A 20,100-nucleotide genomic window follows, 5' to 3' on the forward strand; every position below is an offset into this window, starting at 1 on the left:
CTCGCCCTGATGGCGCAGGAGCTTGGGTCATGCTGCAGGCTTCGATCAGCCGGAAAGATGCTGAGCGGATTGCCCGCTGGGAGGTCTACCCTCATGTTTACATTGTCGAATGTTCCACTGGACGTGAGACCAATGTCGGGACCGAGCCTCGCCTGGACGGAATCCAATTTGCTGACGCCAACGCGATGCGAGCAGCTCTGAGAATTCACCCAGTAGAGCGGGCTTATCAGATGCGGAGCCTGGTGTTTGCTCGCGAGAAGGATTTCCAGACGCCGCAATGTCTGAAGTTTCGTGGTGGCAGCTACACCGGCCAGAAGATGGTCGAGACGCCTGTCCCGATCCGACCCATCGGCCGATTTCCTTGAGGCCGCTTTCCTCTCCATCCCGGCCATTCGGTTTACGCCCAACTGCGTTCGCTAGCTCCGGGCAACCGCTGCCATCACCTTGCCGTCAAATACAGCCGTTGCGAGTTGGGCTGCCCGCCTTCGCGCTGCCTTGCGTTTGAACTGGTCGTGTGACGGTCCAGCGTAGCCGGCATATTCTCACAGCGCGGCGGAGCAAGGCCCCGGGTAGCACGAACTCCCAGGCTTTTATCGTTACTTGCTGAATTGTGGCGGCGGGGAGGTCGAGTTGCGGGTCGTCAGAACGGCGGGGACCGTGACGGGTGTGGTGGTCGTCAGACGCGCGCCGAGATCGGCGATGATCAAGCTGACCGCTTGCGCGGTGACTTCGGCGATCGGCTGGACGATCGCGCTCAATGGCGGATGTGCCAGACGGATGATCGGCGTGTCGTCGAAACTGATCAGCGACAGGTCGCGAGGCACTGCCAGGGTCCGCTCGCGCGCCAGTTCGAGCGTCGCGAGCGTCATCTGATCGTTGCTCGCGATGATCGCGGTCGGCGGCTCGGCCAGCGCCAGCAACTGTGCCGCCGCCGAGCGTCCCGACGCGTGGCTGAAATCGCCGACCGCCAACAGGTCGTCGTCCGCAACGCCCGCCGTCTGCATCGCCGAACGCCAGCCATCGACCCGCCACGCGCTGAGTTCATACTCCGCCGGTCCGGCGATGAAGCCGATCCGCCGGTGGCCGAGTTCGAGCAAATGCTCGGTCGCGATCCGCGCCGCCCGCGTGTCGTCCATGATCAGCCGGATGCCGGGCCCCTCGGTCAGCGAGCCGATCCGCGCGAAGCTGATGCCCTGCGCCTCGAGCAGGTTGATGATCAGCGGATTGCCCGAATGCGGCGGTGTCAGGATCACGCCATCAGGTTGCAGCGCGGCGATCGCCGCCAGCAGCTCGCGCTCGATATGGTCGCTATGCGTGTCGACCAGTTCGACGATCAGGCGGTAGCCGTGCTCGGCGCAGGTCAGCATCCCGCCCAGCATCATCTGGTCGAACCAGTCGGTGCCCTGTCGCGCGCGCCAGTCGGCGATGGTCCGCTCGCGGTCGTTGAGCGCGAGGATCAAATACGAGCGCGAGCCGCCCATGCGCTGCGCGGCGATCGACGGGACATAGCCGAGCTTGTCGATCGACGCCTGCACGCGTTGCATCATCTCGGGCCGGACGCCCGAATCCTTGTTCACCACGCGGCTAACGGTCTGGAGCGAAACCCCGCATCCGCCGCGACATGCTTGATCGTTACCGCCTGACGCCGTCTTGCCATGCGTCTGAACTCAGGCTGCGAGGACGGGCGAGGGCGCAGTGCCGCAATAGCGCGCGACATAGGCGGCATGCTCGGGCAGCCCCGCGACCGTCGCGTTGGTGCCGTCGCGCAGGCCCCCGAGCAGCCGCGCCAGTTCCTCGTCGCGCAGCTTGGTCGCGATCGGGTGATAGCTCCGCGGCACGATGCCCTGGCCGAGCATCACCTGCACCCAGCTATTCTCCGCGAACAGCTCCTCGTTCTTGCGGAACACGCGGCCGGTCTCGCGGAACAGCTCGATCTTCTGCTCCAGCGAGGCGGGGATCGGCATCGCCGCGCATTGCCGCCAGAACGCGCTGTCGCGGCGGTTCGTGGCCTTGTAGTGCAGGATCAGGAAATCGCGGATCTGCAGCATGTCGGTATGCTGCTGGTCGTTGAACTCGGCGACGTCGCGCGGACTGACCGCGCCCGACGGGAACAGCCGCAGCAGCCGCAGCACGGCGCGCTGGATCAGGTGGATGCTGGTCGATTCGAGCGGCTCCATGAACCCGCCCGACAGCCCGATCGCGATGCAGTTGCGATGCCATTGCTGGCGCCGCGCGCCGGTCACGAAGCGGATCACGTTCGGCTCGGTGAGCGTCTTGCCCTCGATATTGCCGAGCAGCCGGTCGAGCGCGGCGTCGCGGTCGAGATAGCGGCTGCAATAGACGATGCCGTTGCCGGTGCGATGCTGGAGCGGGATACGCCACTGCCAGCCTGCGTCGTGCGCCATCGCGCGGGTATAGGGGAGGGCAGGGCGCACGCTCTCGGTCTGGATCGCGATCGCGGAGTCGCATGGCAAATAATGCGTCCAGTCGTCGAACCCGGCGTGCAGCGCGCCCTCGATCAGCAGTGCGCGAAAACCCGTGCAGTCGAGGAACAGATCGCCCTCGATCCGCGCGCCGGACTCGAGCACCAGCGCGGCGATGTCGCCGCTCTCGCCGTTCAGCTCGACCTGCGCGATCTTGCCCTCGAGACGGCGCGTGCCGTCGGCTTCGGCCATCCCGCGCAGATATTTCGCATAGCGCGTCGAATCGAGCTGATACGCATAATTCATCCGGTCGTCGGGCAGATGCGCGAACTTGCCCTGCAACGCCGCGCGCAGCTCCAGGCAGTAATCGTCGTAAGGCTGGTCATGACCCTTAGTCAGGCCGTGCAGCCAGAAATGCTGGAAACCGGCGGACCAGTGATCCTTGCCGGTGATCCCGAACGAGTGGAAATAGCTCTCGCCGCGATCCTTCCAGTCGTCGAACAGGATGCCGAGTTTGAACGTCGCCTGCGTCTCGCGCATGAACTCGGCTTCGTTGATCCCGAGCAGCCGGTTGAAGGTGATCATCGGCGGAATCGTCGATTCCCCGACGCCGACCGTCCCGATCGCATCGGACTCGACGAGCGTCAGGTCGATCGTGCTGCCCATCGTGCGGGCGATTGCTGCGGCAGCCATCCAGCCGGCGGTGCCGCCGCCGGCGATCACGACGCGGCGCATTGGGTGTTCGGTCATCGGCTGAGCGCTCTCAGGAGGAAGGCACGGAGGCGGCCCGCGCTGTCGGGAGTCAGTGGCGCTAGCACGCCGCGCGCTGCTTCGGGTATATGGCCGACGACCTCGGGGCCATTGCTGAAGACGTAATGGTCGAACATATCGCGCCAATGCTGCTTCTCGTCGGCGGACAGATCGCGGATCGCCAGCATCGCGTGGTTCAACGCATCCTGAGGCTGGCCGAGCCACCTCGGGCTCTCGCGCCACCAGTAATTCACCAGCACGTTGAAGTCGGACAGCCCCTCGACATGATGCCACCACATCGCCGGGATGTAGAGCGAGTCGCCGGCCTCCAGCTCGGCGACCTGCGCATGCGCCAGCGCCTCGCCAAACCGAGGATGCGCGGCGTAATCGGGATCGTGGAAATCGACCATGCTGACCGCGCGACCCGCCGGCGTGTTGTCGACCGGGCCGAGGTAGAGATTGCGGAACTGATCGCGCGGAAACACCGTAAAGCGCCGCCGGCCGACCGCGACGCAGGCGAGATTGTCGGGCACGTCGTTATGCGCCGCGATGCGTGTCGGCGTGCCCATCCAGATGCTGGCGAGCGGCGTCCGTTCGCCGAGATCGACATGGTTCGCCTCGTGCAGCCCGCTGAAGAACTGATGCAGGTCGATCGACGCGAGATAGATCGCGTGCGCGTCCGCGGCGCCTTCGTTGGCGTCGATCCGCGCGAAGATCTCGGGCAGTTTCGCCCGCAGCATCTGGAAGTTCATCGCGTGCGTGTCGTCGTAGAACAGCCGCCCGCCGCTGTCGGGCGTGCCGACCGAGACCGCGAAGGGCAGGTCGCGCGCGTGGCGCTGGATATAGTCGCGCGCCGCGCGTGACGATTGGCGACCGGCCTGTACCATCGGCCAGTCGGCGATCAGCCCGCGCACGATGAACGGCGTCGTCGCCTCGCGCAGATGCAGGTCGAGGTCGGCGGGACCGTCGACCGTGATCTCGCGAACCTCCGCCATCTCGGCGAAGATGCCGGACCTGGCCTCAGCCATGCGCGATCCGGCGGTTCTTGCGGGCGATCAACGCGCCGATGTTGCCGAGCGAGGCGAGCGCCATGAAGATCGGCATCAGATGGCCGCCGGCGTGCAGGTCGGCGACCGCGGCATCGTCGAGCGCGACCAACCGATCCTCGTCGATGACGTGGAACCCGACCAGCCGGTTCTTCGCGCCATCGTCGAGCGTGACGTCGAGCGTCAGCGGTTCGAGCAGGTCGTAGCGCTGCAACGCCGCGAAGAAGTCGGCCGAGGCGACATAGTCGGTGTCGAGCGCGCGGAGCTGGTCGGCGATCCGTTCGAGATACGGCGTCGGGCGACCGGTATCGTCGAACACGCGCATGCCTTCGCCGCTGTCCCCGGCGATTCGCGGGCTGGCCATGTCGATATGGACCTGGCGCACGGCCGAGCCATCGGCGCCGCGGCCGACGAGGAAGGGCTGGCTGTCGATCGCGAGCGGGCGATAGCGCGCGTCCCAGCAGCCGTCGACGAGGAACAGATTCTCGCCCTCCTCGAACCCGAACAGCGCGACGGCGGTGACATCGCCCTGCGCCTGGCCGCGCTGGAACAGGATCGGATAGTCGGTCTGGACGCGACGGAACTCGCTCGGGACGGTGATGCACGCCATGATCGCATCGCCGAGTTCGGGCGCGCGTTCGGTGCGGATCCGCAGGTCGCGGTGGTCGTCGGCGGTGAGGATGGCGTGGTCGGGCATCAGCAGATCGGTTCCATGGCGGGCAGGGTGTCGTGCCGCAGGGCGTCGAGATAGGCGCGATTGGTCGGCAGGCCAGCGGTCAGCATACGCCTGCGCTGATCGACCTGCCCCAGCAAGCCGTTCGTGCGCGATCGATCGGCGGTGGCGATCGGCCCGCGCGACGGGGCGGGAAGCCCATGCCGTACACCACGTACTGATAGCTGGCGGCGGGGAAGATCTCGTCGATCATCGGGAAATCCGCGCGCGACGGCGGCTGGTGCCGCCACAGCGCAAGCAGTTCGGCGAGGCGCGGCGGGATCGATGCGGCGTCGCGGTGGTCGCGCCAATAGGGCTCGTCGCGTTCGCTGAGCACGTAATGCAGCTTGAGGAACTCGACGATCCGGTCCCAGCGATAGCGGAACAGCGCGTTGAAGCGCGTCGCGTGGATATCCATCGCGCCGCGCTGGCAGGGGAAATTGTCGAGCAGCGCATCGAGCGACAATTCGATCAGGACGATCGCCGATGCTTCGAGCGGCTCCAGGAACCCGGCCGACAGCCCGACCGCGAGGCAGTTGCGTTCCCAGAACCGCGCGCGGTGCCGCGACTGGAACTGAGCTGGCGGAAAACGGGTAGCGCGACACCCGGCGCGGTGGCGCGGATATAGCGCTCGAGCGTCTGAGCCGCGGCATCGTCGCCCAGATGCGCGGAGGAATAGACACAGCCGACGCCGCGCCTGGTCGGCAGGCCGATGTCCCAGATCCAGCCCGCGGCATGCGCGGTGGCGTTGGTCTGCGAGGCGATCGCGCTGCCGGGCACGACGGGCACCTGCACCGCGAGCGCCCGGTCGTTGAAGAGTTCGCCGCCGCGATCGACCGTCGCGACGCCGTAATGCCCTCGATCAGCAGCGCGGCGTGGCCGGTGCAATCGAGGAACAGGTCGCCGGCGATCGCGCCCGACGCGCGCGTGCGCACCGCGGCGATGTCGCCGTCGTCGTTCGCATCGATCCCGACGACGTGGTCGCGGACGTGGCACACGCCGAGCCGCTCGGTCGCGTGGCGCATCAGCAATGCGGCGAGCTTGCCCGCGTCGAGATGGTAGGCGTAATTCAGCGTTCCCGCATAATCGGGCATCGCCCGCTGGCGGGGCGCCAGGTCGCGGTGGCAGATCTCGCCTTGCGCGCCGACCATGTCCGCGAACTTGCCGCCGTTCCCCGCCCAGGCTGCGACGATATCGCGCGGGTCGCCGTCGACGGGCGCGGTGAAGGGTGGAAATAGCTGTCGTCGGCGGCCCCGGTCCGCCATCCGTCGAACCGCGATCCCTGTTTGAACGACGCGTCGCAGGCGAGGAGGAAGTCGGTCTCGGCGATGCCGATCCGTTCGAGCGTGCGGCGCATCGTCGGCCATGTGCCCTCGCCGACCCCAATCGTCGCGACATCGGGGATTCAACGAGGGTAACGGAGAGAGGCCGCTGCACGCCGCGATCGGCGCGCGTCGCGATCAGGCAGGCGGCGAGCCAGCCCGCCGTACCGCCCCCGACGATCACGATATCGGTGATCGAGTGGTCGCTCGTTGCTTCGGGGCCGGTATCCGTGGCCATCGTCCGCTGCCTATTCCCTCGTTCGAGTGCGCCCCGACTTGCCCTGCCAGCGCCGGCAAAGCCATCTTTTCCCGGTCGTTGCGGTCGCTTCGATCCTCCCCTTGCGGGGAGGGTCGTGAGGGCCACCTCAGAAGGTGAAGCGGACGCCGCCCGAATAGCGTGCATACCCTGGCTGCGCGAAGGTCACGAAATTGTCCGAGCGACGATGCCCGCGACGGCCCTGGCCGGTGAGGTTGATCGCCTCGACGAACACCGCGAGCCCCTTGGTCATCTGGACGCTCGCACTGGCGTCGACCTGGCCATACGCCTCGACATAGGTCGGGTCGAACGCGCCACCCGCATAGAACTCGCCGCGCCAGTTATACGCGACGCGCGCCTGGATGCCGTTCTTGTCGTAATAGCCGACCGCGTTGGCGCTGTCGCTGAGCCCGGTCAGCGCGAACTGGCCGACATTGGGATCAAGCGTGTTGTCGTATTTCGCATCGCCGTTGACGATCGTGTAGTTCAGGATGACGCCCAACCCGGTTTCCCAGAAGCGGTGCTGGATCGCGAATTCCCAGCCGTTGATGTTGGCGGTCTGGTCGCTGTTGAACGGCTGGCTCAACTGGAAGTTGAACAGATCGTCCTCCGGCAGGCCGAAGATGTTGCCGTTCAGCAGCCCGGAATCGCTGGTGCCGGTGACCTGCGAGGAGGCGGGGAAGTTGCGCAGGATGTAATCGCGGACGCGCAGATTGTCCGTTGTTCCCAGTGCCGCCACCGCCTGACGATAGCGGGGGCCCGAGCCCGGATTGCGCAGGTCGAACGCAGGCGTGTTGATCTGGTTCGTGCCGATGAAGTTCTTCACGTCCTTGTTGAAGTACCCGACCGAAATATAGCTTTCGGGGCCGTAATACCATTCCGCCGACAGATCGATGTTCTTCGACTTGAAGGGAAGCAGGTTCGGGTTGCCCTGGCTGCCCGTGCCGCCGCCGATCCGCGGGTTGGAGTCGATGTTCAGGCCACCCTGCAGGCTGCCATAGTCGGCGCGCGTGATGGTGTGGCTGTACGACGCGCGCAGCTTCACGTTGCGCATCGGTTCGATGTCGAAATCGACCGCGGGCAGCCAGTTGTGATACTTGCCCTTGAGCGAAGTGAACGAATTGGCGCCGTAGGTTAGCGCGAATTCGTTGGCGCCGGTCCAGCGCGTCCCGTTCGGGATCGGCACCAGTGCCGACGAGTTCACCTGCGTTTCGTCGTAACGGACGCCGCCGATGATGTGCGCGGGCATGTCGAAAACCGAGAACTTGCCGTTGAACTGGATGTACGGCGAGATCGTCTGCTCGCGGATGCGGCGATCGTTGGTGTAGTTGGCAAGGCAGGTGCCGGGCGCGGCCACCCCGTCTGCGGCGCGCTGCATATATTATATTGCGAGCGCAGCAATTCGGCCATCTGCTCGAACTTGAAGGTATAGATCGACGGCGGCAGCGCGGGATCGTTCGAGCCCGAGACGCCCTGGAACTTGTCGGGCAGGCTGGTGAGGTTGAAGAAATCGTCGGGCACCGCAGCCGCGCCGAACGAGGCACCGCGGGGTCGATGCCGCCCCAGGTCTCGTTCTGGATGAAGCCATAGGCCGAGCGGACCTTGTTATCGACGTACGAGAAGCCCCAGTCGATGCTATCGAGGAAATCGCCGTCGTGGTCGTAATGCCCCTTCAACTGGAGCTGGTTGATCTCGTCCTTGAAATACGCGTTGCGGAACGCGTTGCCGGTCGGCGTGATCAGCGATGCGTTCAGCGGGTCGATACCCGGATACATCTGGTACGAGATGATCGGCAGGTCGTTCTCGAAGTTCACGGTCTGCGACTGGACGCCGAAGATCGCGCCGCCGATCGACGTGCTGCTGCCGTAATCGTTGGTCGGCTTGGAGACCGCGGTCGAGTGATGCGCGTCGAGCGACATCGTGACGTTGCCGGGCGCTTCCCAGGTCAAATTGCCGCCGAGCGACTTGTTCTCGGACTTGTTGGCGCTGAGCGCGCTGCTGTACGACAGATCCTTGCCGGGCGCGAAATTCTCGGAATAGAATAGCGGGCCGGCCGAGGGGCCGTCAGTCCACGCGCTGCGCGTGTCGCCGAAGTTGAACCAGATGCCGACGCTGCTGTCGCGCACCTCAACCTTGTTGCTCGAATAGGTGAAGTCGAGCGTCGCGGTCAGCGTGTCGGTCGGCTTGGCCTGCAACACGAGCTGGCCGTTGATGCGCTCGCGGTCGATGTCGATGACGTCGTAGGCGGCGCTCTGCGGGATCTCGTAGACATCGGTCGGACCGGGGCGGTTGGTGATGTTCGCGCCGCCCGGCGTGCCCGGTTGCGCCAGCGTGCCCCAGTTGTTCTCAGCCCCCAGGAACCCGTCGCGGAAGCCGACGCTGGCCGAGTTGTTGCTCGCCTTGCGCCGCTGGTACGCGCCGCTGAACAGCACGCCGATACGATCGTCGGCGAAGGTCGTCGACAGGATGCCCGACACTTCCGGCGTGATCGGGTCCTTGCCGTTGCGCGAGCTGTCGAGCACGCCCTTCGCGGCGATGCTGCCGCGTGTGCCCGGCTTGTCGAGCGGACGCGGGGTGCGGATGTTGATCGACGAGCCGATCCCGCCCGACGGCACGGCGGCGCGGCCGGTCTTGTAGACCTCGACCGCGGCGACGCCTTCGGACGCGAGGTTGGCGAAGTCGAACGAGCGCGATGCGGGCGCGCTGGCGCCGTCGCCGAGCGTCGAGGTCGGCATCTGGCGACCGTTGAGCGTGACGAGGTTGTATTCGGGGCCGAAGCCGCGGACCGTGACGGTCGAGCCTTCGCCGTTCGAGCGGTCGATCGACACGCCGGTGATGCGCTGGAGCGACTCGGCAAGGTTGGTGTCGGGGAACTTGCCGATGTCCTCGGACGAAATCGCGTCGACCACGCCCTGGCCGTTGCGCTTGATGTCGATCGCCTCGCGCAGCGATGCGCGGATGCCGGTCACGACGATATCGTCGGTGGTCTCGTTCGGATCGGCGGGGGTGGCCTGCGGTGCGATGTCCGAGGAGCCTGGATTGCCGACCGTGGCGGCGGCGTCCTGCGCCATGGCGATACCGGGCAGGCCGACCAGTGCCAGTGCCGAAGTGCCGATGACGAAACGCGAAAGCGAGCGAGCTGCGAAGCCACGCATGATAGTCCTCCCTGTAGACGGCGCTATGACCTGCGCCTTCCCGTGAACGTTCACTTCGCATTTTGTAACACTGTGTCAAGCACGGTAGCGCTACACTTGTGAACGTTCTCAAATTTGGTTCTCGATAGTGGCTATGACGCAACAGAGGGCGCAATCCGCGGCGGGTGAGGTCGGTCGGGGCCTGAGGTAGCCCAAGGCGCGTTTCCCCGCGCAGGCGGGGACCCGGACTCGGCTTCCGTCTTTGCGGGAGAACGAGATTCGGTCACGACGATCCATGTGCCCATCCGAACCAACGGCGGAGCAGTTGCCTGTCCGGCCCGCCGCAGCTTAGGGTTGCGGCATGGCGCGCCCTCCCGTTTTCCGCGATCCAGCGCCGCGCCGCGACCGTCGCTCGACCGCGTTCCTGCTGGTCTTCGCGCTCGCCTATGCCGGCGGGGTCGTCGGCTACCTCCGCTGCTGACGCTGTTGCTGCCGATCAAGGTCGATGCGGTTGCGGGTGCCGGCCGGCTGGACGTCCTAACCGCGATCGTCGTCGCGGGCGCGGTGGCGGCGAGCGTGTCGAACATCGCGTTCGGATGGCTGAGCGATCGATCGGTCGCGCGGGGCAGGGGACGTCGGGGATGGCTGGCCGGTGGGATCGTCGCCACCGCGATGTGCTATGCGGCGATCGCCAATGCCGCGACGCCCGGCGCGCTGATCCTCGCGGTCGTCGCGTTCCAGGTCGCGGTGAACGCGGTGCTGGCGCCACTGCTCGCGATCATGGCCGACGAAGTGCCCGATGCGCAAAGGGGGTCGCCGGTGGATTGCTTGCGATGGCCTGTCCGGTCGCGTCGGCACTGGCGGCGATGCTGATGGCGACGGCGTCGCTCGACGAAGCGACGCGCCTTTCGATCGTGCCGCTCGTGATGGCCTGCGGCATCGTGCCGTTATTGCTGACCAGGTCGCGGCCGGTGGCGCGGGTCGAGCCGACCTCGCCCGTGAAGGCCATGCTCCGCCGCGACCTCGCGCTCGCCTGGAGCGCCCGGCTGTTCGTCCAGGTCGCGGGCAGCGCGCTGTTCGTCTATCTCTTCTATTATCTCGAAAGCGTCGCGCCGACGCTGGCGCCGGGCACGATCGCGGCGCGGATGGGGACGGTGATGCTTGTCGCCTACACGCTGCCGCTGCCGATCGCGGTGGTCGTCGGCCGGTTCGCGGATCGCTCCGGGCGGACCAAGCCGTTGCTGTTCGCCGCCACGATCGTCGCGGCGGCCGGGCTGGTCGGGATGGCCGTCGCGGACGACTTCGAGGGCGGTGCGGTCGCGTTCTGCATCTACACGACGGGTGCGTCGGTGTTCCTGGCGCTGCACGCGTCGTTCGCGATGCAGTTGCTGCCGAATCCCTGCATCGCGGGCGCGACCTGGGGCTGCTGAACCTGACCAACACGCTGCCCGGGCTGCTCGGGCCGACGCTCACCTGGGCGCTCGCCACGCCGACCGATTTCGATGCGGTGATGCTGGTACTCGCCGCACTGACCCTGTGCGGCGGAGGAACGATCCTTGCCGCGCGCGGTCGGCGTTAGCGCGGCTGCCAGTACCGGACGTAATCGACCGCCATGCGCTGCGGGAAGGCGGCATCGTCGATCCCTTTCTGGCCGCCCCAATCGCCGCCGACCGCGAGGTTGAGGATCAGGTCGTAGGGCGCGTAAACGGCCACGCCGCCTTGCCGCCGGGCTGGTCGTTGGCGACGCGCATGATCGCGCGACCATCGACGCCGATCGTGATCGTATCGGCGCGCCAGTCGAGCTGATAACGGTGATATGCGGTGCAGGCGGTTGCGATCTTCGTCTGGGCGCCGCGCTGCGTGCCCTTGACGTGGTTGAAGGCACCGCTGTGCAGCGTCGCATGCACGGTGCCGGCGTCCCAGCCGACCATCTCCATGATGTCGATCTCGCCTTCGTCCGGCCACTTGCCGCCCGACGGGAGCAGCCAGATCGCTGGCCAGCTGCCCCGACCGCACGGCAGCTTCGCGCGGACCTCGTAAAGCCGTAGCCGCGAGGCTTGCGCGAGACGAGCTTGGCTGAGGTATACGCCTGGCCGCCCCAGTCGGCGAACCGCGTCTTGGTGAGTTTCTCGCGCCGCGCCTCGATCACCAGCGCGCCGTCCTCGATCCGCGCGTTCTCGGCGCGGTCCTTCGCATAATATTGGCGTTCGTTATTGTACCAGCCCGCGGCGTTGCGCGACACGTCGAAGCGCCATTTGGTCTGGTCGATCGCCTTGCCGTCGAACTCGTCGGCAAAGCTCGGCTTCCCCTTGGGCGCAGGCATGGGCGCATCGACGCTGTAGTTGGTCGCGCCCAATGTTGCGGCTTGCGCGGCGAGTATCAGCAGGATCATCGAAAGGCCCCTCGTCGTCATGGATAGCGCGTCGGTGTCTGGCGAACGGCATCCTGTCGCCGCGTGGGTCCTGACGGTATCCGCGACCGGACTAGGCCAAGCGTATCCTTACCTCAACCGCGTCATTCGATTGCGAGGAACGCGGTGACCGTCAGTCGCCCCAGCGCCGGATCCGCCGAGAGTATCGCGTCGCGTGCGATGGCGCCGCTGTGCAGGACGTAGCTTCGATAGAGCAAGGCGCGGTTGTACGTGGCCTCGACCAGCGCGGTGCGTTCGAACAGCGCGGTATCCTCGGCGATGTACCCCGCGGGCGGCATCGCCTCGACTTCGCTGCCGAGCCGCGCGAAGTACTCCGGTGCGCGGGCCTCGTCGATCGTCTCGAACCCGGTTCGACGATGTCGGAAGAACGCGGTCCCGTCGCGATGCGCAGACGACAGGTAATGGATGAGCGCGATCCGGTCGCGGCCATAGGCGTCGACATGCGGAACGCGTTGCCGGATATCGAGTGCGTCCGGGGAGATCGTCACGATCGAGAATTGCGCATCGACGACGCGGATTCGGCGGCATGATCCGAAATCGCGTCCCAGGCCGCGGGCGACGATCGGAAGCTGGTCTTGCAGGTAGGATTCCGGGAGCTGAGCGCACAGGCCGGGGTAATGGGCCCCGGCGGGTCCGAATGGGGCTTGCGCCGCTGCGCTGCGCAACGCGTCCGGGTCGTTTGCGAAGCCGTCGATGACGATCAGCGGCTCCGACTCGGTACCGATACGCTGTCGGGTGATGCTGTGCGGTGTCATGACTGTCGGTCGCCCATTGCCGGGGGATGCCACGAGGTCGGTGCAAAGTCTTCAACCGAGTCCGGCGATCCACGTTCACCGCGCCGGCCACCGAGGCGACCGATCGTGGTTAGACGCGGTAGCGGGTTTCCAGCAGGTCGAGTTCGCGGATGAGCTTCTGCGCCGTGACGCTGCCGATCCGGCGCTCGCGGACGCGCTCGACCACCGATGCGCGCTCGGCCTTGATGGCGGCCAGCCGAAACGTCCGCTCGAGTTGATCCTGCAGCCGAGCTTCCGCGGTCGCCTTGGCCGAGCCGCTACGGCTTTCGATGCGCTCCCGGTACAGGTCCATCACCCGGGTGCCGGCCGCGGCGAAGAAGTCGGCATTGCCGTCCCGCTCGGCAAGATCGTGCTGGGCGCGCTCGACGGCACAGATCGCAGCCTCGGCGGCGGCGACGCGCGCTGCGTCCTCCTCGGCCTGCAGCGAAGGTTCGGGCGGCATGGTCAGCCCGTTCAGCAGGATCGGCAGCGCGACGCTCGCCACGACCAGCGAGACGATGATGACCCCCGCCGCCAGGAAGATCGCGAGATCGCGGGCAGGGAAGGGCGACCCGTCGGTCAGCGTCAGCGGAATGGTCAGCACGCCGGCGAGCGTGATCGCGCCCCTGACGCCGGCCAACGACATCGCGGCGACGAGCCGCCAATCGGGGCTCTTCTGCGCCGTCTCGTTCCCGTGGCGCCGCCGAAACATCGTCAGGCGGAAGGATACCCAGACCCACCCGAAGCGCAGCATCGCGAGGCCGGCGACGATCGCCAGCACATACAGGCCGAGCCACGCCGGCCCGTGATGCCCCGTCAGCAGCACTGTCGCCTTCGCACCGGCAAGGATGGCGGGAAGCTGCTCGCCCAGCAGCACGAAGATGATGCCGTTCAGCGCGAACTGGATCGTGTCCCACACCGAATTGCGCCGCATCCGGGTGGTCGCCAGTGCCTGACGCGACCGTTCGGCGAAGGTCATCGTGACGCCGGCCGATACGGCGGCCAGGATCCCGGATGCGTGGAGATGCTCGGCAAGGAGATAGGAGCCGAAGGGGATCAGCAGGCTGACCAGGATCTGCGAACCGGGTTCCTCACCGAAGCGCCGCGAGACCCAGGCCTTGATGTAGGTCGCGACGATCGTGACGACGATACCGACGGCGAGGCCGGCACCGGCAACCCAGACGAAGCTGGTGGCGGCGGTGGTCGCCGAGAACGTACCCGTCAGGACGGCGGCGATCGCAAACCGCAGGCACACCAGCCCCGACGCATCGTTGAGAAGCGATTCACCCTCCAGGATGTGCATCATCCGTTTGGGGATCGGAACGCGCGCAGCGATCGCCGAGACGGCGATCGGGTCGGTCGGAGATACCACGGCCGCAAGCGCGAACGCGACGGCCAGAGGCATCGCCGGGATCATCCAGTGGATGAACAGGCCCATGCCGATCACCGTCAGAAGAACCAGTCCCAGCGCCAGTTCGACGACGGTCGACAGATCCTTGAGGAGCTCGTCCTTGGGTATGCGCCAACCGTCAAGGAACAGCAGCGGGGGCAGGAACAGAAGGAGGAAAAGCTCCGGGTCGAGCGCCACGCGATACGACGTCGATAGCCCAATCACCGCGCCGAGAAGGATCTGAACCAGTGGCGTCGGTATGGATACCGGCACCATGCGGGACACTGCGCCGCTCGCCACGACCGCGAGCAAAAGGACGAGTACAATCGAGACGGATTCCAAGCGATACTCCCAGGGTAAGCCCGGATGTTATCGGTTTTCACCGACCGACGACACCCCGCGTCTCGTTTTGCACGATCGCGCGCATGAGGCTGCGGGTATTGCCGGACAAGTCACCCTGTTGGCGCGCAAGCCTTCAGCGGCGCCAGTAGCTGCACGAGAGCAAGCATATCGGCCGGCAAGAAGGCGGTCGGCCGTGCTGGTCACGGCACACCGCGCCGATGCAGCCGCCGTCGAGAGGACAAGCCGGCGCCTCGCCCGACCTGCCCTCGTTGCGAACGTCGTCAGCCTAGAACCGCATCGTCCCGCCGAACGCTACCGTCCGCCCGCTCACGGTGTTGGTCATCACCCGCTTGGCGGTGCCGTCGGCATATTGGACGATCGGCTCGTCGGTGATGTTGATCACGTCCAGCGACAGCTTGAACTGGCGCGTGACGTTGACATAGGCGGACGCGTCGAGGTTCGTCGTCCCCTTGATATATTCGCCGATATTGCCGTTGCCGCCATTGCCCCAGCGATAGCGCGAGCGGGTCGCCACGGAGCCTCGCACGCCCCAGCGATCGGTGTCGTAATACAGCGTCGCGTTGGACGAGAATTTCGAGAGCGTCGGCAACGGCAAACGAACCGCAACGTCCGAATAGAACACGTCGGTCGATCCTTCGGCGAACGTGACGTTGCCGAGCACGCCGAGCTTGTCGAACGGCGCGGGGAGGAAGTCGAAGTCGCGCTTGGCCGCGATTTCGACGCCCTTTATCGATGCGCCTGGGCCGTTGACCGGCCGCGTATAGTTCACCAGCACCGACGGATCGACGCCGACCGGCAGCAGCGACGACGGATACCCCGTGCTGTTGTACGCGACCAGCCGCGTCTCCGATGTGATGTACGAATCCATGTGCTTGTAGAACGCGCCGATCGCCAGCGAACCGCGCTGGCCATCGTAATATTCGAGCGACCCCTCGACGGAATCGGCGATGAAAGGCGCGAGGTTGGGATTGCCCGCGGCGATCGTGCCGCCGAACGAGGCGAGGTTCAGCGTCCCCGCCGCGCGCATGTCGCTGAGCGCGGGGCGGCTCAGGTTGCGGTTGCCGCTGATGCGAAAGACCAGCGACCGGGTGAGGTCGAACGCCAGGTTCGCCGCGGGCAGGAAGCCGTCGTAACTGTTGGTCACGTTGACCGGTACCAGCGCGGTGCCGACCAGCGCCGTCCCCGACGAGCCGAGGTCGGTATGATAATAGCGCACGCCCAGATTGGCGCGCAGGCCGATGTTGCCGAGTTGCGTCTTCAGGTCATATTGCAGATACGCGCCATAGGTCTTCTCGACGAGGTCATAGGCAGTGCCGGCGACGGTGTCGCTCGCGTCGACCGTCATGCTCTGGCCCAGCAGCGCGTAGGTGGCCGCCACGTCGCCGATGACATAGGGGGCGAGGCTGCTGTCCGACAACACGCTGGTGGGGACGTCGGGCACGCCAGGTTTACCCTCGTAGCTCGGTGCGACCTTGCGCTGCCAGCCGCTGTTGGTGAAGCGCTTGAACCCGCCCCCCGCCTTGATCGTCGAGCCCGAGCCGACCGTCCAGGCGAGTTCCGCCTTGCTGTTGTAGAACTCGCTGCGGATGCGGTCGGCGCGCGTTTCCAGGCCTTGCAGGTCCCATTGCGACGCGTCGGCGATGTCGAAGCCGTAGCTGGTTCGCGGCGATCCCGTGTTCAGGCCGCTGAACGCATAGCTCTTGTCGACGGCCTCCAGATACACCTGGGCATAGCCAGAATTGAACGTCGACCGGGACCAGCCGCCGAGAAAGTTGACCGTCAGGTTGCTGGTCAGATCGGTATGCCCGTTCAGCGCGGCCTGCCAGAAGGTCGTCTGGTCCTGCGTCACCTTCGATCTCGGTGCGCATGTCGACATGATCGAACGACGCACCGACGATGTCGTTATACTCGTCGAAGGTTACACCGGTCAGCACCTGCGTTCCGGTGACGTTGTTGGCGGCGATACCGTTGGTCCCCGCAGCGCCGATCACACCCGACCGGCGATCGTTGGTCAACTTGCCGTACAGCACGTCGAGCGTCAGGTCGGTGCGGTCGTTCGGGTGATATTGCAGCGCGGTGGTGAGGCCCAGGCGCTCGCGCTTGTTGAAGAACGTCGCATAGGTCTGCGCGCGGCTGTTCCATGCGCGGTTGGCGCCGGTCGCACCGACCAGCACCGCCCGGTCCGCTGCGGAAACGCTCGGACCGACATTGGCGGCTCCGAAATTGAGCTGCGACCAGTTCCAGTTGCGATAGCCGAACTCGACCGTGTCGGCCGTGCTGTACGCCACCGATGCGAGGAAGCCGAAATCGCCCCACCGGTCCGAGATCAGGCCGACCAGCCGCGGCGTGACCGTCTTGGTATATTGGTTCGACTGCCCCTTGGCGGATGCCACGACGGTTAGGCCGTTGAAATCGAACGGCTTGGCCGTGTGCAGCCCGACCGTGCCGCCGATGCCGCCCTCGTCCTGCTCGGCCGCATAGGATTTCTCGACGACGACCTTGTTGAACAGTTCGGACGCGAAGATGCTGTAGTCGAACGAACGCGACCGGCTGACAGACGATCGGCTGTCGAGCCCCGACGAGGTGTTGGTGAGCACCTCCATGCCGTTCAGCTGGGTACGCGTGAAATCCGCGCCCAGGCCACGCAGCGAGATCTGCCGGCCTTCGCCGCTGTCGCGCGTGATAGCGACGCCGGGGATGCGTTGCAGCGCCTCGGCGAGGTTCTGGTCGGGAAACGCCGCGATATCCTGCGCCAGGATCACGTCCTGCGAACCGGTCGCGGCCTTCTTGATCTGCTGCGCCTTCGCCACGCTCTCGCGATATCCCGTGACGACGATATCGGTACCGCCGTCGGCCGATTGATCGGCCATCGATACCGGCTGGGCGGCAAATTGCGCTTCAGCGCCGCCAAGTGCCACGGCAGGGATGTTCGCCCCCGCCGTGGCATAGGGCATGCGCCGGACGACCGTCACCGTGCCACCGACGATCCTGCCGTCGAGATCGCTACCCGCGGTGAGCCGCGCGAGCGCTTCTTCGGCGGTCATCCGCCCGCGCAGGCGCTGGCTGCGCGCGCCTTTCAACAGCGCTGGCGAGGACGCCAGTTGCAGCCCCGTCCGCCGCGAGAAGGCCAGCAGCGCGTCGCCGAGGCCCTGCGCCGGCACGTCGAAGGTGAACTGGCGCGGCGCAGACTGCGCGCTCTGTGCTGCTGCCGGCGTGGCAAAGCAGGCGAGCGACGCAGCAGACCCTAATAGAAGATGCGATAGTCGGATCGTGTTGAACATGTTTTCCCCCGAATGGCTTGAGGGGGAGACGGAAAAGATGCGCGAAACCCGACAAAGTATTTGGTTTCAGTTATGTGACATGGCTGCACGGCTATTATCGTCTGAGACAAACCCGCCGAAACCTCGCATATACTTGTTTCGGACACTCTTCGTGACACTCTCCGAGATTGTCACAAACGGGGCCTAGAGCGCCGGGACGAATAACCCGGATATCCCATGCCCGCGTCGCCGCATCAGATCGAGAGCCTCGCGGGCGAACCCCGGCCGAAGACTGGCGCGCGATTGCCGCCACGCTCGGCCGGTATGTCCGGGCACGCACCAACCGCGCCGACGTCGCCGAGGATGTCGTGCAGGAGACGTTGTCGAGGCTGGTACACCAAAGCCGCCTGCAAAAGCTGGTCAGCATCTATGCGCTGGGCTTTCGGATCGCAGCAAACCTGCTGGTCGATCATCACCGCCGCGACAGGAGGTACGTCGCCGAACGCGAGGAGGAGCCCGCCAGCCAGGCGCCCTTGCCCGATCGCGTGCTCGTCGGCCGGCAGGAGCTTGCGATCCTCAACGATGCGCTGGCGGCGATGCCCTCGCTGCGCCGCGACGTACTTGTCCGCCGTCGATTGCAGGGCCAAAGCTGTGCGGCGATAGCGAGGGATCTGGGGTTGAGCCCGAAGGCAGTCGAGAAGCATATCACCCGCGGCCTTGCCGATCTCCACAAGGCGATGCCGGGGAACGCGGTCATGCGTGGCGGCGAGCGATGAGCCGTGAGAACCAGATCGTGGAGGAGGCGGCCGGCTGGATCGACCGGCTCAACCAACCCGCGTTCGATGCGGCGGCCGGGCCCGACTTCGACGCGTGGATGGCGGCGTCGCCGCGCCACCGCGAGGTCTTCGCGGATCTCCAGGCGCTGTGGCATTCGGAGGCGCTGGTCGAAGCGCTCGGCCAGGCCGGACGCGCACCGATCACCGCCCCCGCACCGTCGGAACCGGGCAACCGGTTCCGACGGACTTGGGCCACGGCCCCCGGTTGGCGGCGGCCGCGTGCGCGATGCTGCTCGCGATTCTGCTGATCCTGCCGATCGTGTCGACGAGCACCTACCGTAGCGGCGCGGGCAAGATCCGGTCGGTCGTGCTGGCAGATGGATCGCGGGTGGACCTGAGCAGCGATACCGAGCTGCGCGTCCGGATCCTGCCGTGGGAACGCACCGCGACGCTGGTGCGCGGCGAAGCGTTCTTCGACGTTCGGCATGAGGGCGTCCGGGCATTCCGGGTCACCAGCGGCACCACATCGGTGCGCGTGTTGGGTACCGCGTTCAACGTCGACCGCCAAAGCCCGACGCGGACTGCGGTGTCGGTATATCGCGGCGCGGTGGAGGTCGGCGTGGACGGCGCGGCCAATCTCGTGGTGCGCAAGGGAGACGGTGCGCGTGTCGTCGACGGGCATGTCGTCGCGCAGCCGCGCATCGCGGAGGGCGCGCCCGACTGGAAGTCCGGGTGGTTCGAAGCGTCCGATATTCCGCTCGGCGTGCTGATCGGCAAGGTGCAACGCTATTCGAGGCGCCCGATCCTGTTGCAGGATCGCAGCTTGCAGGCGCTGCCGATCAGCGGACGCTTCCACATCGCCGATACCGATCGGGCGCTACAGGCGGTGCAGGCGGCCTATCATGTCGATGTCGCTTATGGTCCGAAGACGATCTCCATCCGCCCCGCGGTTAGGCCGGAAGACCACTAAAGTCGTCGTTGCCGGCCGCTTTTCGTGTCGGGTTTCGTCGGGCTGGTCCGTCTTCCCACCATGACAGGGTGCGATGCGATGCCGGGCGTGGTCCGGCGTGCAGTCCGCACCCTGCTGCAAGGAGTGTGCCCGCCGTGACTCAGTTCGATCGCCGCAATCTGGTCAAGGCCGGTCTGTCCCTATCGCTGCTCGGAGGATTGGGTGCGCCTCGCCTGCTGGCGCGGGCGACATTCACACGCGATCCGTTCACGCTCGGAATCGCCTCGGGCGAGCCGTGGCCGGACGGGTTCGTCATCTGGACGCGGCTGGCCCCCGAGCCGCAGACCCCCGATGGCGGAATGCCGCCGCATGACGTTCCGGTCCGCTGGGAGGTCGCCGAGGACCCTGGTTTTCGCAAGATCGTCCGCACCGGCGCGGCGGTGGCGGAAGCGGCGCTGGCGCACTCGGTCCATGTCGAGGTCGACGGGCTGCGGCCGCATCGCCCCTATTGGTAC

The 20,100-nt window shown here is 66.3% G+C and carries 17 protein-coding genes and 6 pseudogenes; 7 read left to right on the top strand and 16 right to left on the bottom strand.

Annotated elements, in window-relative coordinates; translation table 11 throughout:
* Nucleotides 1–29 precede the first annotated feature (29 nt).
* Nucleotides 30–365, top strand: a complete 336-nt coding sequence (locus tag AC0IX7_RS01245) for a hypothetical protein (RefSeq protein ID WP_471810099.1) — start codon at nt 30–32, stop codon at nt 363–365.
* A gap of 231 nt (nt 366–596) precedes the next feature.
* Here the strand turns inward: AC0IX7_RS01245 and AC0IX7_RS01250 are convergent.
* The 10 genes and pseudogenes from AC0IX7_RS01250 to AC0IX7_RS01295 all read right to left on the bottom strand — a co-directional run.
* Nucleotides 597–1,657: pseudogene (locus AC0IX7_RS01250) on the bottom strand (LacI family DNA-binding transcriptional regulator).
* A gap of 10 nt (nt 1,658–1,667) precedes the next feature.
* Nucleotides 1,668–3,173: a tryptophan halogenase family protein gene (locus tag AC0IX7_RS01255; protein ID WP_471810100.1), complete on the bottom strand. Its 1,506-nt coding sequence runs from the start codon at nt 3,171–3,173 to the stop codon at nt 1,668–1,670.
* Complete coding sequence (locus tag AC0IX7_RS01260) at nt 3,170–4,201, bottom strand: cupin-like domain-containing protein (protein ID WP_471810101.1); 1,032 nt, start codon at nt 4,199–4,201, stop codon at nt 3,170–3,172. The genes AC0IX7_RS01255 and AC0IX7_RS01260 overlap by 4 nt, the downstream gene beginning before the upstream one ends.
* Nucleotides 4,194–4,916 carry a SapC family protein gene (locus AC0IX7_RS01265; protein WP_471810102.1) on the bottom strand — a complete coding sequence of 241 codons (723 nt, stop codon included), beginning with the start codon at nt 4,914–4,916 and terminating at the stop codon, nt 4,194–4,196. Before AC0IX7_RS01265 ends, AC0IX7_RS01260 begins: the two co-directional genes overlap by 8 nt.
* 79 nt (nt 4,917–4,995) lie before the next feature.
* Nucleotides 4,996–5,451 carry a tryptophan 7-halogenase gene (locus AC0IX7_RS01270; RefSeq protein WP_471813681.1) on the bottom strand — a complete coding sequence of 152 codons (456 nt, stop codon included), beginning with the start codon at nt 5,449–5,451 and terminating at the stop codon, nt 4,996–4,998.
* Entirely contained in the window at nt 5,403–5,819 is a 417-nt protein-coding gene (locus AC0IX7_RS01275) for a tryptophan 7-halogenase (protein WP_471810103.1), read from the bottom strand. The genes AC0IX7_RS01270 and AC0IX7_RS01275 overlap by 49 nt, the downstream gene beginning before the upstream one ends.
* 23 nt (nt 5,820–5,842) lie before the next feature.
* Nucleotides 5,843–6,082, bottom strand: a pseudogene (locus AC0IX7_RS01280) (tryptophan 7-halogenase); the annotation flags it as partial.
* A pseudogene (locus AC0IX7_RS01285) lies at nt 6,001–6,656 on the bottom strand (tryptophan 7-halogenase). The pseudogenes AC0IX7_RS01285 and AC0IX7_RS01280, both read right to left, overlap by 82 nt.
* Nucleotides 6,619–7,887 carry a TonB-dependent receptor domain-containing protein gene (locus tag AC0IX7_RS01290; RefSeq protein ID WP_471810104.1) on the bottom strand — a complete coding sequence of 423 codons (1,269 nt, stop codon included), beginning with the start codon at nt 7,885–7,887 and terminating at the stop codon, nt 6,619–6,621. The pseudogene AC0IX7_RS01285 and the gene AC0IX7_RS01290 overlap by 38 nt, the downstream one beginning before the upstream one ends.
* A gap of 268 nt (nt 7,888–8,155) precedes the next feature.
* A pseudogene (locus tag AC0IX7_RS01295) lies at nt 8,156–9,664 on the bottom strand (TonB-dependent receptor plug domain-containing protein); the annotation flags it as partial.
* Between the two features lie 465 nt (nt 9,665–10,129).
* Here AC0IX7_RS01295 and AC0IX7_RS01300 point away from each other — a divergent pair.
* Entirely contained in the window at nt 10,130–10,516 is a 387-nt protein-coding gene (locus AC0IX7_RS01300) for a hypothetical protein (protein ID WP_471810105.1), read from the top strand.
* Nucleotides 10,477–11,073: an MFS transporter gene (locus tag AC0IX7_RS01305; protein ID WP_471810106.1), complete on the top strand. Its 597-nt coding sequence runs from the start codon at nt 10,477–10,479 to the stop codon at nt 11,071–11,073. Before AC0IX7_RS01300 ends, AC0IX7_RS01305 begins: the two co-directional genes overlap by 40 nt.
* 145 nt (nt 11,074–11,218) lie before the next feature.
* On the opposite strand, the gene AC0IX7_RS01310 is transcribed toward AC0IX7_RS01305, so the two are convergent.
* From AC0IX7_RS01310 to AC0IX7_RS01335, 6 genes and pseudogenes are all read right to left on the bottom strand, one after another.
* Nucleotides 11,219–11,356, bottom strand: coding sequence for a hypothetical protein (locus AC0IX7_RS01310; protein ID WP_471810107.1), 138 nt, complete (start codon nt 11,354–11,356; stop codon nt 11,219–11,221).
* Nucleotides 11,329–11,844 (bottom strand): glycoside hydrolase family 16 protein, encoded by a 516-nt coding sequence (locus tag AC0IX7_RS01315; protein ID WP_471813682.1) that lies wholly within the window; start codon nt 11,842–11,844, stop codon nt 11,329–11,331. Before AC0IX7_RS01315 ends, AC0IX7_RS01310 begins: the two co-directional genes overlap by 28 nt.
* A 313-nt stretch (nt 11,845–12,157) precedes the next feature.
* Entirely contained in the window at nt 12,158–12,829 is a 672-nt protein-coding gene (locus AC0IX7_RS01320; protein WP_471810108.1) for a DUF6445 family protein, read from the bottom strand.
* Between the two features lie 109 nt (nt 12,830–12,938).
* The gene (locus AC0IX7_RS01325; RefSeq protein ID WP_471810109.1) at nt 12,939–14,579 is read right to left on the bottom strand and encodes a Na+/H+ antiporter; all 1,641 of its coding nucleotides are present in this window, start codon (nt 14,577–14,579) and stop codon (nt 12,939–12,941) included.
* A gap of 286 nt (nt 14,580–14,865) precedes the next feature.
* Nucleotides 14,866–16,476 carry a TonB-dependent receptor domain-containing protein gene (locus tag AC0IX7_RS01330; RefSeq protein WP_471810110.1) on the bottom strand — a complete coding sequence of 537 codons (1,611 nt, stop codon included), beginning with the start codon at nt 16,474–16,476 and terminating at the stop codon, nt 14,866–14,868.
* A 577-nt stretch (nt 16,477–17,053) separates the two neighbouring features.
* Nucleotides 17,054–17,881 (bottom strand): annotated as a pseudogene (locus tag AC0IX7_RS01335) (STN domain-containing protein); the annotation flags it as partial.
* A 167-nt stretch (nt 17,882–18,048) separates the two neighbouring features.
* Here AC0IX7_RS01335 and AC0IX7_RS01340 point away from each other — a divergent pair.
* The 4 genes and pseudogenes from AC0IX7_RS01340 to AC0IX7_RS01355 all read left to right on the top strand — a co-directional run.
* Nucleotides 18,049–18,636: an RNA polymerase sigma factor gene (locus tag AC0IX7_RS01340; RefSeq protein ID WP_471810111.1), complete on the top strand. Its 588-nt coding sequence runs from the start codon at nt 18,049–18,051 to the stop codon at nt 18,634–18,636.
* Complete coding sequence (locus AC0IX7_RS01345; RefSeq protein ID WP_471810112.1) at nt 18,633–18,944, top strand: FecR/PupR family sigma factor regulator; 312 nt, start codon at nt 18,633–18,635, stop codon at nt 18,942–18,944. Before AC0IX7_RS01340 ends, AC0IX7_RS01345 begins: the two co-directional genes overlap by 4 nt.
* Complete coding sequence (locus AC0IX7_RS01350; RefSeq protein WP_471810113.1) at nt 18,923–19,606, top strand: FecR family protein; 684 nt, start codon at nt 18,923–18,925, stop codon at nt 19,604–19,606. The genes AC0IX7_RS01345 and AC0IX7_RS01350 overlap by 22 nt, the downstream gene beginning before the upstream one ends.
* A 134-nt stretch (nt 19,607–19,740) precedes the next feature.
* Nucleotides 19,741–20,091, top strand: a pseudogene (locus tag AC0IX7_RS01355) (PhoD-like phosphatase N-terminal domain-containing protein); the annotation flags it as partial.
* Between the last annotated feature and the right edge of the window lie 9 nt (nt 20,092–20,100).

This window comes from Sphingomonas sp. AC411 (assembly GCF_979253035.1).

Coding starts and splice junctions, on each gene's coding strand:
- AC0IX7_RS01245 (WP_471810099.1), top strand. CDS start 30: ATGCTGCAGGCTTCGATCAGCCGGAAAGATGCTGAGCGGATTGCCCGC.
- AC0IX7_RS01255 (WP_471810100.1), bottom strand. CDS start 3,173: ATGACCGAACACCCAATGCGCCGCGTCGTGATCGCCGGCGGCGGCACC.
- AC0IX7_RS01260 (WP_471810101.1), bottom strand. CDS start 4,201: ATGGCTGAGGCCAGGTCCGGCATCTTCGCCGAGATGGCGGAGGTTCGC.
- AC0IX7_RS01265 (WP_471810102.1), bottom strand. CDS start 4,916: ATGCCCGACCACGCCATCCTCACCGCCGACGACCACCGCGACCTGCGG.
- AC0IX7_RS01290 (WP_471810104.1), bottom strand. CDS start 7,887: ATGCAGCGCGCCGCAGACGGGGTGGCCGCGCCCGGCACCTGCCTTGCC.
- AC0IX7_RS01305 (WP_471810106.1), top strand. CDS start 10,477: ATGGCCTGTCCGGTCGCGTCGGCACTGGCGGCGATGCTGATGGCGACG.
- AC0IX7_RS01320 (WP_471810108.1), bottom strand. CDS start 12,829: ATGACACCGCACAGCATCACCCGACAGCGTATCGGTACCGAGTCGGAG.
- AC0IX7_RS01330 (WP_471810110.1), bottom strand. CDS start 16,476: ATGTCGACATGCGCACCGAGATCGAAGGTGACGCAGGACCAGACGACC.
- AC0IX7_RS01345 (WP_471810112.1), top strand. CDS start 18,633: ATGAGCCGTGAGAACCAGATCGTGGAGGAGGCGGCCGGCTGGATCGAC.
- AC0IX7_RS01350 (WP_471810113.1), top strand. CDS start 18,923: ATGCTGCTCGCGATTCTGCTGATCCTGCCGATCGTGTCGACGAGCACC.